We start from the raw sequence: 14,895 nt of genomic DNA, 5'->3' as shown, positions 1-14,895 counted from the left end.
CTTCACAGGGCCGGAGCAATAGCCTGCGCAATGCTGCGATCGTTTTCGCCCAGTGCCAGCACTTCAATTCCCAGCTTAGACAGCTCGCTCATGGCAGATTGAATACCATTCAAGAACTTTTTGCGCTGATCGGCTGACAATACCTGCCACGCGGCATTGGGAGTGTAGAGTTCGATGAGATAGTGCGACATAAGTTGTTCCTTTCATTTCAAATTACGCAGAGCCCGCTGGCATATTCGGCGTGTGGCATCGGCGGGCTTGCCTTGAAGCCACTGTGCGCAAAGGCTGCGCACCCAGTCGGGTTGATCCTTGGCGACATCGTTAAGCCAGTTGGCTACGGAGTCCTGCACATACGCAGACGGATCGGCACGCAACGGCGACAGAATGGGCAAGCCACGGTTCGGTTCGTCCTTGAACAAAGAGATGTGCGCGCACCACACGCCACGCGGCCGCAAAGCTTCGCTGGCGAAGCGTCGCAGACGGCAGGAAGGAGAGGCTGTCCAGACCGCCAGTTGCTGGACAGACACTTCCAACTGCTCTGTCAGGTGTGGTCGTAGTGCCATCCAGGCCCACTCGCGAACACCAAAATGCGCGTCGTCAGCAAGCGGTTGGATGGCGGCGAGACGCGCCAATAGATCCTGCTGAACCTGCGCACCAATCATGAAACAAGCCCAGCCACGCACTGTGTCCGATTCGCTAGTACGGCAGCGATCGATACCTGCCGTCCCCAGAGCATTCAGCAGCACAGCGCCGATCCCCGCCATCCGCTTCAGGATGCCAAGTCGGCACACCTCGTCTGCCTCAGCCAGTAACCGCTGAGGCAGTTCAGGAAAGGTTGCACGCAGCAGGCGAGCCTGATCTACTGCGAGGCACTCTACGAGCGTCGCGCTCTGCAACACGCCGCGCGACAATCCGTCAAGGATGTCAGGAGGGATGTCGGTCCCACGCGTAGCCCCCTTGCGAGCGGCAGACCGACTCACCTGCATGTCTTTACGCCACCAACGCAAAGGTTGCCAGCAGCCTTATCGAGCAGCAGCGCAAGGTGGCCACGCTCATGGATAGTCAGGTTGCTGAACAAGCCTGCAATCCAACGCCCATGCGAATCAAAAACCCTCACTGCCACCTGTTTGCCTTTACGGGTCAAATAGATGCGCAAAGCCCGGCGATCATGGCTATCGACCCGACGCTCGATCAACGCCTCACGTTCCAGGCCATCAAGGAGTCCCGTGACCGTAGCACGTGTTACGCCTGCCTGTTTGGCGAGTTCATTGGGAGCCAATCCATCGCTGGCGGCTTCTAGAAGGAACATCAGCACAAAGCGGCCCTCGGAGAGGCCGTGGGGCGCCAGCAAGCGCGCACAGTCACGATCAATAGAAGACGCGAGCGACAGCACTTGAAAGCACAGCCGGATTCCCTCTACATCAGGGAGCCCCCGCCGCTGCGCCTCTTGAAGTAGGGCTTGGTATTTTTGATCGAACTTCACATTAGCCACCATATCATATGGTACCTAATTATATAGACATTCAGCCTTCCACGATTCAAACAAACACGCGCGCACATGTCGAGGCATATTCCTTCACCAGCGCCCTCGTCCCAATCGATTGGAGCAGACGCTCCACGATCTCAGTCGGCCCCTCTTCGCTCAGTGCTTTCAGGCAACCCAACACACAAGTCGGCTCCACGCCAGTAAGCTCCGCCCAGCGCCGCACCTTGTCGGCCAGGGAGCCAAGCTGGCTGATGCCCGGCGCCCGGGTCCGCATGATCGGAACGATCCGCCCTTCCAGCTTGGCCTGTGCGGCGCCTGCCAGCAATCGGCAGATTGCGGTGCGGTCGACCGCGTGGCGATCCTCGTCCGCGACTGTCCAGCGCACGCGCACATGCGCCCCCTCGACCCCATGGCTGGCGATGGCCTCGCGCAGTGTCTCCAGATCCGGCCGACCTTCGAACACGATATCGATGGTGCGCCGCGCCGGCGTCGGCACCAGCATGCACGCCCCCGCATCGGCGCCCACCTCCCACAGCAGAAAGCCCTTCTCGCCCTCCTCCCCGAAGTGGAAGCGCCCGATGGAGCCGGCATAGGCGATGCACTGGCGGCCGGCCGGCCCGTCCTGTTCCCAGGACTGATGGCGGTGGATGTGGCCCAGCATCACGGCCTGGGTTTCGGCGCTGAACAGCACGCCGGTGCTGAACTCGTGGTCGAAACCCGCCATCGGCACGCCATGCTCGGAGAGGCTGCCGAACACCGTTCCATGTGAGACAGCGACCGTCGGAATGCTCTGTGCCTGCGCCCGCCGGTTGGTCGGCGCAAAGCCCGCGAGCAACAGCGCCAGGTGCTCGCCCACCGCCTGGGGCGCATCGGCAGCGCCGACGGTGGCCGCAACCACGGCCTTGTTGATGGTCGGCACGCAGGACACCAGCAGCCGCGCGCCCGCCGGCACGTCCTCGAAGCGCCAACTGCCCGAGGCCTGCCACTGGCCCTCCCGCGTCAGCGCGACCTGCTCGATGCGGTCGGCGACATGCACCGGATGGCGTGCCCCCAACAACCGGAACACCGACAGCGTCCCCGGTGGCTCGTGCGAAAACGTCCCCTGCAGCATCAGCACCGGGCAATGGTCGGCCAGCCGGCGCACCTGCGCCAGAAGCTTGAGGGTGGCCGGCTCATGCAGGTCCAGGCCGTGGTCGGTGGCATCCCCCGAGAGGATCGCCACCTCGACGTTCTCGGCGATCGCCCGGTCGACCGCCGCGCCGAAGCACCGGTCCGCTTCCTCCAGCGTCGCCGCGCCGTAGTGCAGATCGGAAAAGTGAGCGATGCGCATGCTCAAACCCTCCCGGCCACCGCGCCCAGGGCGCAGTCGATCTTGTCGGCATAGCCTTCCGGATCGGCGGCGTAGCGCTCCATCTCGTCCCAGGCACGGCCGCGGCCATGGGGATTGATCTTCCAGCCCCGGCCCCAGCGCCTATCGGCGTATTGCTGGAATCGTCCTGTATCCAAACCCATCGCCTCGGCGCGCCCCAGCAGCTGTTCAAGCGTGGGATGCCCCGGGCGCATGGGCGCGGACTCTTCCACCGACTTCACATCGCCCTCGACCGGCTTGTCGACTGCCGCTGAATGCCCCGCTGGCACGCCTTCGAGCACCTGCTCGGCCAGGCTCGCCTGCATGATGGCCGTTTCCGTATCCTCGCCGTCGCGCAAGAGCGCGGTCACGTCGATCGGCGCCTCCAGCTCGATGATCCACTGCGGCACGCGCACGGCGCGCCCGTTCTCGTCGATGTGCGGCACCTCGCGCAGCACCTTGGTGAGATAGAAGGTCTCGCGCGCCCGGCCAAGGAAGCCCGAGATCCGGCCGCCCCGCATGTGGCCGATGGCCTGGAAACGCTGGATCGCGTTGCTCATCGCATAGAAGCTCGTCGTCGGCAGCTCCAGCGCGCTGATGGTGCGGATGCCCGGGATGAAGAAAAGAAAGCGGCCGGTGAGGTTGCACTGGCGCGCCTGGTATTCCGGGCAAGACTCGGGATCGCAGACCCCGCCGTTGTCCTCGCGCAGCATGGTCTTGCGTCCGCCGAAGATGCGGATCGTGCGCCGGCCGGTGTGATCCATCGGAACCGGCGCGTGGCACATGCAATGGCGCGTCACGCCATCGGCCGAATACTGAGACCAGAAGCGCTTCTCGTGCGTACCCCAGGCAGCCAGCTCGTGGGGCATGACGCTCTGCCAGTGATCGGCCGGAAACACCACGGGGAAGCGGTAGAGGCGGCGCCCCTGGCCCCGCTCCTCGCCGTAAGCGTCGAGGATCTGTTGCGCGACCTCCGGGTTGGAGAAATCCTGAGCCCGTACCGTGAACCAGGGCACATTGCGCGGCACCAGCGGCGACTTGAGTTGGGGCAGCGCCTCCTTCAAGGTACGCTCGATCTGCTCGAACGAATGGCCATCGGCCACGCCCTGCCTGTAGATCTCCTTCGCCTTCGGCATCTCAGCCGCGCGCTTGGTGAGCACCATGATGCCCGGACGAATCTTGCCGCCGGTCGGGATGCGTGCAGGCCCCTGGCCCAGCAGTGTCGGCTGCGCGACGGAACCGCCCTGAACGGTGACGATGGTGTTCGCCATGTTTCGTTCCTTCATGAACCTCGGCAGATGCCGACGATTCATGCTCTCAGCGCGCTACCACCTTTCAAGCCCGCGAACGCCCTCTCCTCCCGACCGGAACAAGCGTCGGCCCGTCCCTGCCCTCGCGATTTCCGCTTGCGTGAAATGCAAGGTCAACCGAACGCCGAGGCTGAAGCGCCGCTCATGGCACCTCTGCACGATCGTGCGTGTCGTCTGACCTCGCTGGCGCTGATGAACGCTGGCGGGATGGAAGGGGTCCCGGTGGACCGGATAGTCACTGTTCGGCCAAAGCAGCCTGCCGAACATGCCAGGCCTTGGCGCGCTGCTGAGCTGCCCACATCGCGCGGTACCGCCCTTCCCTGGCAAGGAGTTCGTCGTGCCGGCCTTGCTGCACGAGCCGACCGCCATCGATGACCAGAATCCGGTCGGCCGCCGCAATGGTGGAAAGCCGGTGGGCGATGACGATGACCGTACGGCTCTCCACCAGCGCGTCGATGGCCCGCTGCACGGCCAGCTCGCTCTCGGTGTCGAGCGCCGCGGTCGGCTCGTCGAGGATGACGATGGGTGCGTCCTTGAGCAGGGCGCGGGCGATGGAGATGCGCTGGCGTTCGCCGCCGGACAGGCGCGCGCCGATGTCGCCCAGGCGCGTATCCCAGCCTTGCGGCAGGCGTTCGATGAAGTCGAGGCATTGCGCGGCGCGGGCGGCTTCGCGCACTGCCTCGTCGCCCGCATCGGGGCGGGCCATCCGGATGTTGGCGATGACCGTGTCGTCGAACAGGTAGACGTCCTGGAACACGGTGGAGACGAGGCCATTGAGTACATCGGGCGTCATCTCGCGCAGGTCGATGCCGCCGATCAGGATGCGGCCCGCCTGCGGATCGGCGTGGCGCATCAGCAGGCGGGTGATGGTGGTCTTGCCCGAGCCCGAGGGGCCGACCAGCGCCGTCATGCCGCGCTCGGGCAGATCAACGCTGAAGTCGGCGAGCACCGGCGCGTCGCGCGCCGCGTCCTGACCCGCGTAATGGAAGCACACGTCTTCGAAGCGTACGCTAAACGCCGCGGGCATGTGCGCCGGCTCGCGCTGCGGCAACGGCGGCACGGCCAGCAGTGCCTCGATACGGTCCAGGGCCGCCTCGACCAGCTCGACGATGTTGGTGTAGCTGAGGAAGTTGGCCAGCGGCTCGGAGAACCGCACCAGTACGACCAGCCACGCGGCCAGCAGGGCCGGCTCCAGCGTGCCCGCCGCCACCCAACCGGCGCCCGCTGCGGCCGTGGCGAGCAGTCCGAGCTCGACCACGCTGGCGAAGATCATCTTCGGCCCGGCGGCTTTGCGCTGGCCGATGGTCTGCACGCGCTCGACCTGCGCGAACGAGGCTTGCAGCGCGACGGCCTTCTCGCCCTCGCAGCGCGCGGCGCGCAGCACCGGTAGGCCCTGCGCATATTCGACGATGTCGGCGTTGGCGCGCCGGTGGGCGTCTTCCAGTGCGCGCATGCCGCGCGCCTGGTACGGGCGGCGCCAGCGGTACAGCACGACGATGGGTGGGTAGATCAGCAGCAGTGCGAGACCGAGGCGCCAGTCCACGGTCAAGAGCGCCAATGCCAGCACCGGCGGCATGACCAGCACCTGCGCGATCAGGTTGACCACCGTCAGTGTGTAGTTGAAGTTCTCGTCCACATTGCCCAGCAGGGCGGCGTTCAGTTCGCCCGCACGCTTGTCCTGGATGGTCTCCAGCGGCATGCGGCGCAACTGCGCGCCCAACCGCGTGCGCAGGGCATGGGTGGCGCGCGCCATGTGTCCGTGAAAATCGAAGCCCTGGGCGCGCCAGCGCAGCGCGGAGGCGATCAGCGCCAGCGCCACGAAGGCGAGCAGCCAGCGCGATGCGGCGGCGCCATCGGGTTCGCGGTTCGCCGTGCCCGCCAGCGCGGCAAGCATTGGAAACACGCAGGCCAACGCCAAGCCCTGTACGGCAGCAGCGGCCGCCAGCCCGGCGAGGCTGGCGCGCAACGCCTGCGCCTCGCCGCCGGTGCTGCGCAGCAGGCGTTGCAGCAGTTGGCGCCAGGTGGCGAGAGGAGTGGCGTGGACAATGGTTGCGGTACTCATGGCAGGGCTCGGGTCGGTGTGGCGGTGAAGGGTTGGCTGGCGGGCTCGTTCACCGCAGCGTGGACATCCACGCGCGGCAGCGCCCGCCAAGCCCAGGCGATGTAGGCGGCGTAGGCTGCACCGGCCAGAGCGAAATGCACTCCGTACCCCAGCCGCGCCGCCGAGACGCCGGCCAGCGCGCCGAGCACGAGGCCGCCCAGACTCTCCGCACACATCACCAGCGTGAGGTCGGTACCCGGCTGCCGGCCGACGACGGCACGGGTGAAGACAGTGAAGAAGCCCATCGATGCCACGCCGTCGGCCACCGCCTGCAGCGCTGGCAGCAGCACGTAGACCCAATCCCACTCGATGTCCGATGTCGGCCGCCAGGTGATGCCAAGGCCGCCGTGGATGCAAGCGGCCAGCAGACCCAGCAGCAGCGCCACACACAGACCCGCCCCGGCCGCCACACCGCGCGCGGACAGCCCCTTGCGGCCAAGCAGCCAGGCGCCCAGCGGAGCGCCCACCAGTCCCCACAACCCCAGGTTCACCGCGGTCATGATGCCCACCTGCTCCAGCGTGACGCCGTGGTCCACCCAGAAGCTCTTGACCATGGATTCGCTGGCGGCGCTGGCGCTCTTGAACAATAGGGCCAGCGCGAGCAGCGTCCAGGGGTGGGCACGCCCGAAGAAGCCGCGCAGGCGCACCCGCGCCGCATCGTCCCGGGCTCGAAGTTCGAGTGCACCGCCAGGTGTTCGCGCCGCCGGCATCATCCGAATCGCCATGGCGGCCGCGACGATCATGGCCGAGGCGCACGCGAGCATGAAGGCGGCCCAGCCCGCCGTGGCGCCGGCCAGCAGTAGGCCGGCTCCGCCAGCCAGCATGCCGCCCGTGAAACCGGCGAAACGCAGGGTGTTGATGCGTGCAGCGCCGATGGCCCCTCGGCGGACGATGGCATGGCGATCGGTGGCGACATCCTGCGTCGCGCAGGCGGCGGCCAACAGGGTCAGCAGCGCCAATCCGGGCAGGAAATGCGTGCGCAAATCCACCGCCGCCAGGGCGGCGTAGGCCAGGGCCGCGGCAAATTGCGTGGCGGCGATGACGCGACCGCAACCCAGCCGTACCGCCAGGCGCTCGACCGGCGCGGCCCACAGAAATTTCAGCGCCCAGGGCAGGAAAGTCAGGCTCACCAGGCCGATGGTGTCCAGCGCGGCGCCGTGGCTGCGCAGCCACGCCGGCAAGCCGAGCCAGGCCAGCCCGGTGGGCAGCCCTTGGGCGAAGAACAGGACGGCCAGCAGTGCGTCGTCGCGAAGATTCGTTCGGGGGGCAGGGATCGTCATGCGAGGGCTTTCGTGTGCAAGGTCCAGTGCTGGGCGCGCTCGTAGCCGGCCCACAGGCGTTCGTAGACGCCCTGGCCTGCCAGCAGCGCCTCGTGGGTTCCGGACTCGGCCAAGCGGCCACGCTCGAACACCAGGATCTGATCGGCGTCGCGGATGGTGGCCAGGCGGTGCGCAACCATGAGCACCGTCTTGCCTCGCATCAGGGCCGACAGCGCCTGCACCAGTGCGGCCTCGTTCTCCGGGTCGGCGAAGGCGGTGGCCTCGTCGAGCACGAGGATGGGCCGGTTCTGCAGGATGGCGCGCGCGATGGTGATGCGCTGGCGCTGCCCGCCCGAGAGGAACACGCCGCGCTCGCCGGCCGGGGTGTCATAGCCTCGCGGCAGCGCGCTGATGAACTCGTGCGCCTGCGCCGCGGTGGCCGCGGCGACCACCTCGTCCATCGTCGTCTCGGGCAGGCCCAGGCGGATGTTGTCGGCAATGCTGCTGGCAAAGAGGAAGGTGTCTTGGAAGACGAAGGCCACGTGCCGCATCAAGGTATCGGCGCTCATATCCCGCACGTCCACACCGCCGACGAGCACGCGGCCGGCGTTCACGTCCCAGAAGCGTGGGATCAGGCGCGCCACGGTCGTCTTGCCCGCGCCCGAGGGGCCGACCAGCGCGGTGACGGTGCCCTGCGCCGCACAGAAGCTGACGTCGGCGAGGGCGGGCTCGGCGGCATCGGCACCGTAGCTGAAGCTGACGTGTTCGAAGCGCACGCTGGCGTCTGCAGGCGCGCGCTCTTGCGCCGCCGTGGGCTGCGGCAGCACGGGCAACTCCAGCACCTGCTGGATGCGACGCACCGACAACATGGTCTTGTCCACCAGATGCATCAGCGTCATCAACGGCAGCATGGCCTCGGCCACGCCGGCGCCCAGCAGCAGCACGGCCAGCCAGGTGCCGAAGTCGAGCCGGCCGGCCTGGAACTGCCAGCCGCCCATCGCCAGCAGCACGGCCAGCGTGGGCAGCGCACTCATGGCCGCCATGCCGAAACGCGCGCTGAACGCCGCGCCCGCGTACCAGCGCAGGAGCACGTCCAGGTAACTGTCGAGTGCGCGCTGGTAGCGGCCGAAGGTGGACTGACCGGTGTCGAAGGTGCGGACCACCGGCATGGCCTGGACGAACTCCACCACAGCGGCGCTGACCTGTTCGCGCGCCTCGTTGTACCGACGCACCATCTCGGTCCGGTCGCGCATGGCCAGGCTCAGCACGGCCAGGCCTGCCAGCACCACGCCCAGCGCGGCCAGCGCCAGACGCCAGTCGAGCGCGAACATCAGCGCCAGGCTTGCGAGAGGCGCCACGGCGGCGCGAGCAAACAGCGGTGTGCTGTCGGCCACGAAGACATGCAGCGCATTCACGTCGTCCTGCATGACCTTGGCCAGCGCCCCCGAGCCCAGGCGCTGGACCTCACCCATGGACACGCGGGCCGCATACTCGGCCACCCGCGTGCGCAGGATCGTCTCCAGCCGGAAGGCAGCGTAGTGGGACTGGTTGAAGGCCGTGATGCGCAGCACGAGGAACAGCACCGTGCCGAGCGCGGCCAGCGCCAGCCAAGGCCATGGATCTGGGGCGGTCTCTGTGAGCAGCGCGCGCACCATCCAGGCCAGCGCCCCGAGCACGACGAATTGGCACAGTGTGGCCAGCGCAGACAGGGCCATGGCGAACTGGATGCGCCTGCGCACCGGTTGCATGATCCGCCACGGGGAGGCATGCACCGATCGAGGCGTTAGTGCTGCGGTATCACCCGCCTGCGGATCGGCTGGGGGAGGCAGTGCCGAGCGATCGGCTGTCGCGGTGTTGGACGTGTTCATGACGGACGGGCCGGTGTGGGGGGCGTTGCGGGAGCCGGCGGGGTCGACAGGCGGGGGCGCCAGGCCAGCACCACCGACGCGAGGGCGGCGAGCGCGCCGACGAGCAGCGTGTCGCGCATGCCCAGCGCGTCGATCAGCAGCGGCGCCAGCGTGGCCGAGCCCATGCTGGACAGCATGAACACGCTGAACTGCAGGCTGTAGTCGGTGCCTGCGCTGGCGGGGTGGACACGGTCCATCATCAGCGTGGCGAGCACCACGTGCAGCGGCGTGTAGCACAGGAAGTACAGGCACACGGCCAGCGTCAAGGCAGCGTCGCTCCCGCCAGCGCCGCCCCAGCCGGCCCAGGGGGCCAGCAGCGCCGCACTGCCGAAGAGATTGATGGCCGCGGCCATGATCAGTGCGCGCCGCCGCCCCCAGCGCGGCAGCAGCCAGCCGACCGCCAGCGCCGAGGCCGCCGAGAGCAGCGAACCAGCGACGTTGGTCACCAGGCCGATGCGCTCCATGCTCCAGCCCGCCGTCACCAGCAGCGGCGTCACCAGGCCGTAGGCCAGTCCGGCCGCGAAGGGAAACAGGAGCAGCACGAACAGCCAGCCGACGCCCCCGGCATCGGGCCAGAAGGTGCGCAGGCGCCCGTACAGGGTGCGCGCGGACAGGGGCGTCAGGCGCTGTCCGGGCTCGCGCAGCCAGACAAGCTGTACGAGCGACACGGCCGTGCCTGCGGCGAGCCACCCCATGCAGGCGCCCCAGCCGATGCTCGGATAGGCCATCACCAGCACGCCGCCGCCGAGCAGATTCCCCAGCAGGCCGCCCGCCGTCTGGATGCCGTTGCCCAGGCCCCGTTCGGCCTCGGGCAGCGTGCGGCAGGCAATGGCGTCGGTGGCCACGTCCTGCGTCGCCGACAGCACGGCGACGAGCACGGCCAGCGCATAGACGGCGGCAAAGTCCGCGACCGGATCGAACGCCATCATGGCCAGCGGCGCAAGCACCAGCCCGGCCTGCGTGAGCAGCAGCCAGCCGCGGTAATGTCCCAGCCGGGCCCAGCTGAAATGGTCGAGCAGCGGCGCCCACAGCAGCTTGAGGGCCCAGACCGTGCCGAGCAGATAGATCAGGCTCAGGCGCGACATGGAGGCGCCCTGCTCCTGCAACAGGGCGACCAGCGCCACCGACAGGAAGCCGAGGGCGAGGAACTGGGTGGTGTAGAGGCTCCCCAGCAGCCACCAGGTGCCGGCCGGAGTGCGCAGGCGTGTCGTCGTCGCAACTTCGGTCATGGCGACTCCGCCCCATGGGGACTCGGGCAATGGCGGCAGGCATGGATCTCGACCAGCGGGTGATGGATGCCGGGCAGGCCGGCGAGCACGGCCTTGTACGCATCGGGTGCGGCGGGGCCGTGACTGACCACCGAGGCTGCGAGCGTCCAGGCGCCCTGGCCCACAGACCACAGGTGCAGATCGGTCACGCGGCTGTCGGCCACCGCTTCGAGCCGGGTACGCACCTGGCGCCGCTGTTCGTCGGGGCCTTCGGCATCGAGCAGCACGGCACCGGTCTGGCGCAGCAGCCCGACGGCCCAGCGCGCCACCACGCCCAGCGCCAGCAATGCGATCAGCGGGTCCAGCCAGGTCCAGCCCCAGGCCCCGGCCGCGAGCAGACCGGCGATGGCCGCCACCGACGTGGCGGCATCGGAAAGCACATGAGCTAGTGCGGCACCGAGGTTGTGGTCGTGCACATGGATAGGGTGATCGTGGTGATGGTCGTGTTCATGGCCATGATCGTGCGCACCGCCCAGGAGCCAGGCGGACAGCAGGTTCACCGCCAACCCAAGCACGGCCACGACCAGGGCTTCCGTCGGGCGCAGCGGTTCGGGACTCAGCAGGCGCTGCGCTGACTCGATGGCAGTCCACGCCGTGGATGCCGCCAGGATCAGGGCGCTGGTGTAGGCCGCCAGATCGTTGATCTTGCCGCTTCCCAGGCTCAGGCGCCGGTCACGGGCGTAGCGCCGCGACATGGCATAGGCGCCAGCCGCAAGGCCCAGCGCAACGGCGTGTCCCCCCATGTGCACTCCGTCGGCCAACAGTGCCATGGAGCCCGTCCACCATCCGGCGGCGACCTCCAGGCCCATCACCGCGACGGTCAGCATGGCCACCATGCCGACCCGGCGCTCGGCCGGGCGTATCCCCTCCTGGCCGAAGTCATGGGCGTGCGCCGAGGCATCGGCTTGCGGGCAGGTTCGGGACGCGACAGACAGAGTACTCATGATGGCGTCGCACATCAGAAGAACTGCCAGGTGAAGCCCAGCCCCACGGTCCGCCCGCGCGTCGGCATGCCCACATTGGCATTCGGGGTGAAGTAGTAGACGTACTGGTCGTAACGCTTGTCCTGCAGGTTGTCCACCCACAGATAGAGTTCGCCGGCGCCCGAGGCGATGCCGATGCGCGCGTCGATCTTCTGGAAACGCGGCAGGAAGATGTGGTTCTGCGGATCGTTGGCACGCGTGCTCATGACCCGGTAGGCCAGCAGCGTTGTGAGCTGCGGCGAGGCCAGCCCCATGAAACCGGGCAGCGGCCGGGTGTAATTCACGGAGAGCTTGCCGCTCCAGCGCGGCACGTCCGGCACGCGGTTGCCGGCAGCCACGTCGCCGCCCGATACGCCCGTCACCGACTGGGTGATGGTGGCGTCCGTGTAGACGGCGCCGCCCTTGAGGGTGAGGCCGGGCGCCGCGCGCCACTGGCCTTCGACTTCCAGGCCCCGGGCTCGCGTGTCGGCGTTGATCGCCTTGGTCGCGAAGGTGGTGTAGTCGTAGCCCAGCATGTGATCGTCGCGCACTCGATTGAGGAAGGCCGCGGTGGTCCATGCGAGACGGCGGTCGGCGCTCTCGAACTTGAGGCCCAGTTCCAGGCTGTCGACCTTGGCGGCCTTGAAGGGATCGCCGTCGGCGACCTGCGAGGTCTCGTCCTGGAAGCCCTTGGCCTTGTGCCCGTGGGCGAGCACGCCGTACAGGTTGGTCTGGGTGTCCAGCGCCCAGGACAGGGCCACCCGCCCGGTCGCATACCGGTCGTCGAGCGAGCGGCTGTCCTGAGTAGCCGGATAGCCGGTGGTGACGAAGCTGGCGTCGTATTTCTTGCGCTCTTGCGTGTAGCGCAGGCCGCCGGTGAGCTTGAGCGCGGCCGCGAGCGGCACCGTGACTTCGCCGTAGGCCGCCTCGCTGCGCGTCTCGAAGTCGCGCAGGTTGTCGGTCATCCCGCCGACGGTGGTGTCGTACTCGCGCTTGGAGCCGTACAGATTGACGCCCGCCACCCAGAACGTCGCGGCACCGGGCAGCGAGGACAGGCGCAGATCCTGGTTCCACGCGGATTCGTCGCGGTGATATTGCTTGAGGTACTCGGTGGGCATCCCGAACACGGTGGCCGCCACGATGCGATCGGCCCCCGAGGTCTGGTCTTCGCGGCGCTGCTGGAATGAAGTGTGAGACGTGAGGCGTGCATTGGCCAGGTCGTGATTGACTTCCAGCGCGTGCCGATGGCTCTTCACGTCGGCACCGAAAAGGCCGGGCGTGGCATCCAGGCTGGGCGGGTCGCCGTAGGGCCGCAGCAGCATCAGGCCGACCTTGTCTTTCTGGTCCTGATGCTCGGTGGTCAGCAGCACCGACGTCGCCGCCTGCGGCTGCCACAGCACGCTGGCGCGCAAGCCGAGTTCCTTGGCTTTCATGATCGGCTCGCCGGTCTGGATGTTGTGGACCACGTCATCCGACTGCTGGCTGCGCAGCGCGATGCGCGCAGTCCAGTCCTCGGCGAGGGCGCCGCCCACGGCGCCCTCGACCAGCCGCTGCCCCTCCTGCCCGGCCTCGACGCGCGCATAGCCATCGGGTTCGCGGGTTGGCTTGCGCGTGACGATGTTGATGGCGCCGGCCTCGCTGTTGCGCCCGAATAGCGTGCCCTGCGGTCCCTTGAGCACCTCGACACGTTCCACGTCCAACATGGGCAGCGAAGCGTTGCGCGCCGACAGCGGTGTACCGTCCAGATTGACGACCACCGAGCTGTCCTCGCTGCTGACCTGGTACAGGGAACCCACGCCACGCATGCGCACGTTGGCGTCGCCGAAGCCGCCCCAGGCGTTGACCTCGACGCCTGGGGTGTCGCGCAGGGCTTCTTCGAGCGTGGTGAGGCGCCGCTGCTCCAGCTCAAACCCCTGAACCGTGCTGACGCTGAACGGCACGTCCTTGGCGCGCTCGGCACCGCGCCGGGCAGTGACCGTCACCGCGGGCAAGGTCTTGTCTGGCTCGGTGGCGGGCTGGGCTTGCTCGACCACCGCGATCACGAAGCGTCCATCGCGTTCCGCGATCTGGAGCGGATGTCCCGCAAGCAGGCGATGCAGCGCCCGCATTGGCTCGAAGCGGCCGCTCAGTGCAGAGGCCGGGGTTTCAGCCAGCCCTTGGGGCCACTGCAGCGGACGCTGAACCGCAACGCCGGCCTGTGCTTCGAACAGCCTCAGCGCGGCCTCGAGCGGCTGGGTTGGGATGTCGAAAGGCAGCTCGGCGGCCAGGCAGGTCCAATGAAACGATGCGAGTGCGACAAGTGCTGCGATGCGGTGGGCTTTGTTCGGGCGGGCTTGAAAGGATGTCATGAGGAAAGATGGGAGGCGGGCATGGATGAACAGGAGCTTGTGGCGGACGCCGGAGGGCGGTCATTCACGGGCGAAGCGCACGCGCACGATCGCGGGGAGGAATTTGGCAAGTGGCGGTATGTGCGCCATCCAGAGCCCCAGCCGCGCAGGGAAGGTTCTGAAACGGCGGTAGGGCTCGTGCTGCACCGAGGCGATGTGTGGACTCCACGCCCGCAACGCGGCCTCGATTTCGTCGCGATTGATGCCCCAGGGCATGGGCGGGGCGCGGTAGTGGCGCGTGACATCGAAGCCGTCCATGGTCTTGCGCGAGAACCAGCGCGGGATGGTGTCGAACATGAGTTCCCCCCCTTCGAAGCGCTTCGCCATCGCCGAGACCAGACGCCCAACCTCGTCTTCGGGGAAATACATGAACAGGCCCTGGGCGGTGACGAAGACACCCTTGCTCGCCTCGACCTCGTCCATCCAGCTCAAGTCGAGCGCGGAGCGCACAATATGGCGGCATCGCTCGCTGGGTGCCAGGTAGCGCTCGCGCACGGCAATTGCGTCTGGCACATCCACGCACAACCAGCGCACACGTCCATCGTCGCAGCGCTGGAACTGCGTCTCCAGCCCGCAGCCGAGTTCGACCACCATGCCGCCGGGATGCGCAGCAAGCCACGGACGCAGTGCCTCATCAAACATCTGCGAGCGGGTGGCATGCGAACTGTCGGGACGGCCGAAGTGGGCCCGGTAGTTAAATTCGATGGACTGGAAGATGCGCTCGGCCTCCGGATCACGAAACCAAGCATCGGGCCGCAGGGATTCGGTGGCGCGGTTGTGCAGCGTCCACAGCATGGTCTGCGGTACGCCGCACAGCACCGGCGTGGCGTCAACTGCGGAAACGGGATTGAGCGGCGCTGGGGACAT

At 67.7% G+C, this 14,895-nt stretch carries 12 protein-coding genes; all 12 read right to left on the bottom strand.

Annotated features, from left to right (window positions below):
• Positions 1 to 2: 2 nt before the first annotated feature.
• The 12 genes from C667_RS00645 to C667_RS00600 all read right to left on the bottom strand — a co-directional run bounded on the left by C667_RS00645 (position 3) and on the right by C667_RS00600 (position 14,895).
• The gene (locus C667_RS00645) at positions 3 to 191 is read right to left on the bottom strand and encodes a DUF6616 family protein (protein WP_004355048.1); all 189 of its coding nucleotides are present in this window, start codon (positions 189 to 191) and stop codon (positions 3 to 5) included.
• Positions 192 to 203: 12 nt separating this feature from the next.
• A complete protein-coding gene (locus C667_RS24500; RefSeq protein WP_245538399.1) occupies positions 204 to 899 on the bottom strand; it encodes a DNA alkylation repair protein in 696 nt (231 codons plus the stop codon).
• A 77-nt stretch (positions 900 to 976) separates the two neighbouring features.
• A complete protein-coding gene (locus C667_RS24495; protein WP_083881235.1) occupies positions 977 to 1,483 on the bottom strand; it encodes a MarR family winged helix-turn-helix transcriptional regulator in 507 nt (168 codons plus the stop codon).
• Positions 1,484 to 1,538: 55 nt separating this feature from the next.
• Positions 1,539 to 2,816 (bottom strand): metallophosphoesterase family protein, encoded by a 1,278-nt coding sequence (locus C667_RS00640; protein WP_004355040.1) that lies wholly within the window; start codon positions 2,814 to 2,816, stop codon positions 1,539 to 1,541.
• A gap of 2 nt (positions 2,817 to 2,818) precedes the next feature.
• Complete coding sequence (locus C667_RS00635) at positions 2,819 to 4,105, bottom strand: recombination directionality factor (RefSeq protein ID WP_004355039.1); 1,287 nt, start codon at positions 4,103 to 4,105, stop codon at positions 2,819 to 2,821.
• Between the two features lie 274 nt (positions 4,106 to 4,379).
• Positions 4,380 to 6,110, bottom strand: a complete 1,731-nt coding sequence (locus C667_RS00630; RefSeq protein ID WP_245538398.1) for an ABC transporter ATP-binding protein — start codon at positions 6,108 to 6,110, stop codon at positions 4,380 to 4,382.
• A gap of 92 nt (positions 6,111 to 6,202) precedes the next feature.
• Entirely contained in the window at positions 6,203 to 7,525 is a 1,323-nt protein-coding gene (locus C667_RS00625; RefSeq protein ID WP_004355035.1) for an MFS transporter, read from the bottom strand.
• The gene (locus tag C667_RS00620) at positions 7,522 to 9,252 is read right to left on the bottom strand and encodes an ABC transporter ATP-binding protein (RefSeq protein WP_083881229.1); all 1,731 of its coding nucleotides are present in this window, start codon (positions 9,250 to 9,252) and stop codon (positions 7,522 to 7,524) included. Before C667_RS00620 ends, C667_RS00625 begins: the two co-directional genes overlap by 4 nt.
• A 116-nt stretch (positions 9,253 to 9,368) precedes the next feature.
• Positions 9,369 to 10,640 (bottom strand): MFS transporter, encoded by a 1,272-nt coding sequence (locus C667_RS00615; protein ID WP_004355017.1) that lies wholly within the window; start codon positions 10,638 to 10,640, stop codon positions 9,369 to 9,371.
• Positions 10,637 to 11,638: a CDF family Co(II)/Ni(II) efflux transporter DmeF gene (gene dmeF / locus C667_RS00610; protein ID WP_245538397.1), complete on the bottom strand. Its 1,002-nt coding sequence runs from the start codon at positions 11,636 to 11,638 to the stop codon at positions 10,637 to 10,639. The genes C667_RS00615 and dmeF overlap by 4 nt, the downstream gene beginning before the upstream one ends.
• The gene (locus tag C667_RS00605) at positions 11,638 to 13,989 is read right to left on the bottom strand and encodes a TonB-dependent receptor (RefSeq protein WP_157302046.1); all 2,352 of its coding nucleotides are present in this window, start codon (positions 13,987 to 13,989) and stop codon (positions 11,638 to 11,640) included. Before C667_RS00605 ends, dmeF begins: the two co-directional genes overlap by 1 nt.
• Before the next feature lie 60 nt (positions 13,990 to 14,049).
• On the bottom strand, positions 14,050 to 14,895 hold the full coding sequence (locus C667_RS00600) for a class I SAM-dependent methyltransferase (RefSeq protein WP_051174590.1): 846 nt from the start codon (positions 14,893 to 14,895) through the stop codon (positions 14,050 to 14,052).

The organism is Thauera phenylacetica B4P (assembly GCF_000310225.1).
GTDB lineage: Bacteria > Pseudomonadota > Gammaproteobacteria > Burkholderiales > Rhodocyclaceae > Thauera > Thauera phenylacetica.
The sequence above is the reverse complement of the archived record's forward strand: the minus strand, read 5'-3'. Positions and strand labels throughout refer to the sequence as shown.

Excerpts from the sequence above, each read along its gene's own strand:
- C667_RS00645 (WP_004355048.1), bottom strand. The coding sequence starts at position 191 with ATGTCGCACTATCTCATCGAACTCTACACTCCCAATGCCGCGTGGCAG.
- C667_RS00640 (WP_004355040.1), bottom strand. The coding sequence starts at position 2,816 with ATGCGCATCGCTCACTTTTCCGATCTGCACTACGGCGCGGCGACGCTG.
- C667_RS00635 (WP_004355039.1), bottom strand. The coding sequence starts at position 4,105 with ATGGCGAACACCATCGTCACCGTTCAGGGCGGTTCCGTCGCGCAGCCG.
- C667_RS00625 (WP_004355035.1), bottom strand. The coding sequence starts at position 7,525 with ATGACGATCCCTGCCCCCCGAACGAATCTTCGCGACGACGCACTGCTG.
- C667_RS00620 (WP_083881229.1), bottom strand. The coding sequence starts at position 9,252 with ATGCAACCGGTGCGCAGGCGCATCCAGTTCGCCATGGCCCTGTCTGCG.
- C667_RS00615 (WP_004355017.1), bottom strand. The coding sequence starts at position 10,640 with ATGACCGAAGTTGCGACGACGACACGCCTGCGCACTCCGGCCGGCACC.
- dmeF (WP_245538397.1), bottom strand. The coding sequence starts at position 11,638 with ATGTGCGACGCCATCATGAGTACTCTGTCTGTCGCGTCCCGAACCTGC.
- C667_RS00605 (WP_157302046.1), bottom strand. The coding sequence starts at position 13,989 with ATGACATCCTTTCAAGCCCGCCCGAACAAAGCCCACCGCATCGCAGCA.
- C667_RS00600 (WP_051174590.1), bottom strand. The coding sequence starts at position 14,895 with ATGTCCCCAGCGCCGCTCAATCCCGTTTCCGCAGTTGACGCCACGCCG.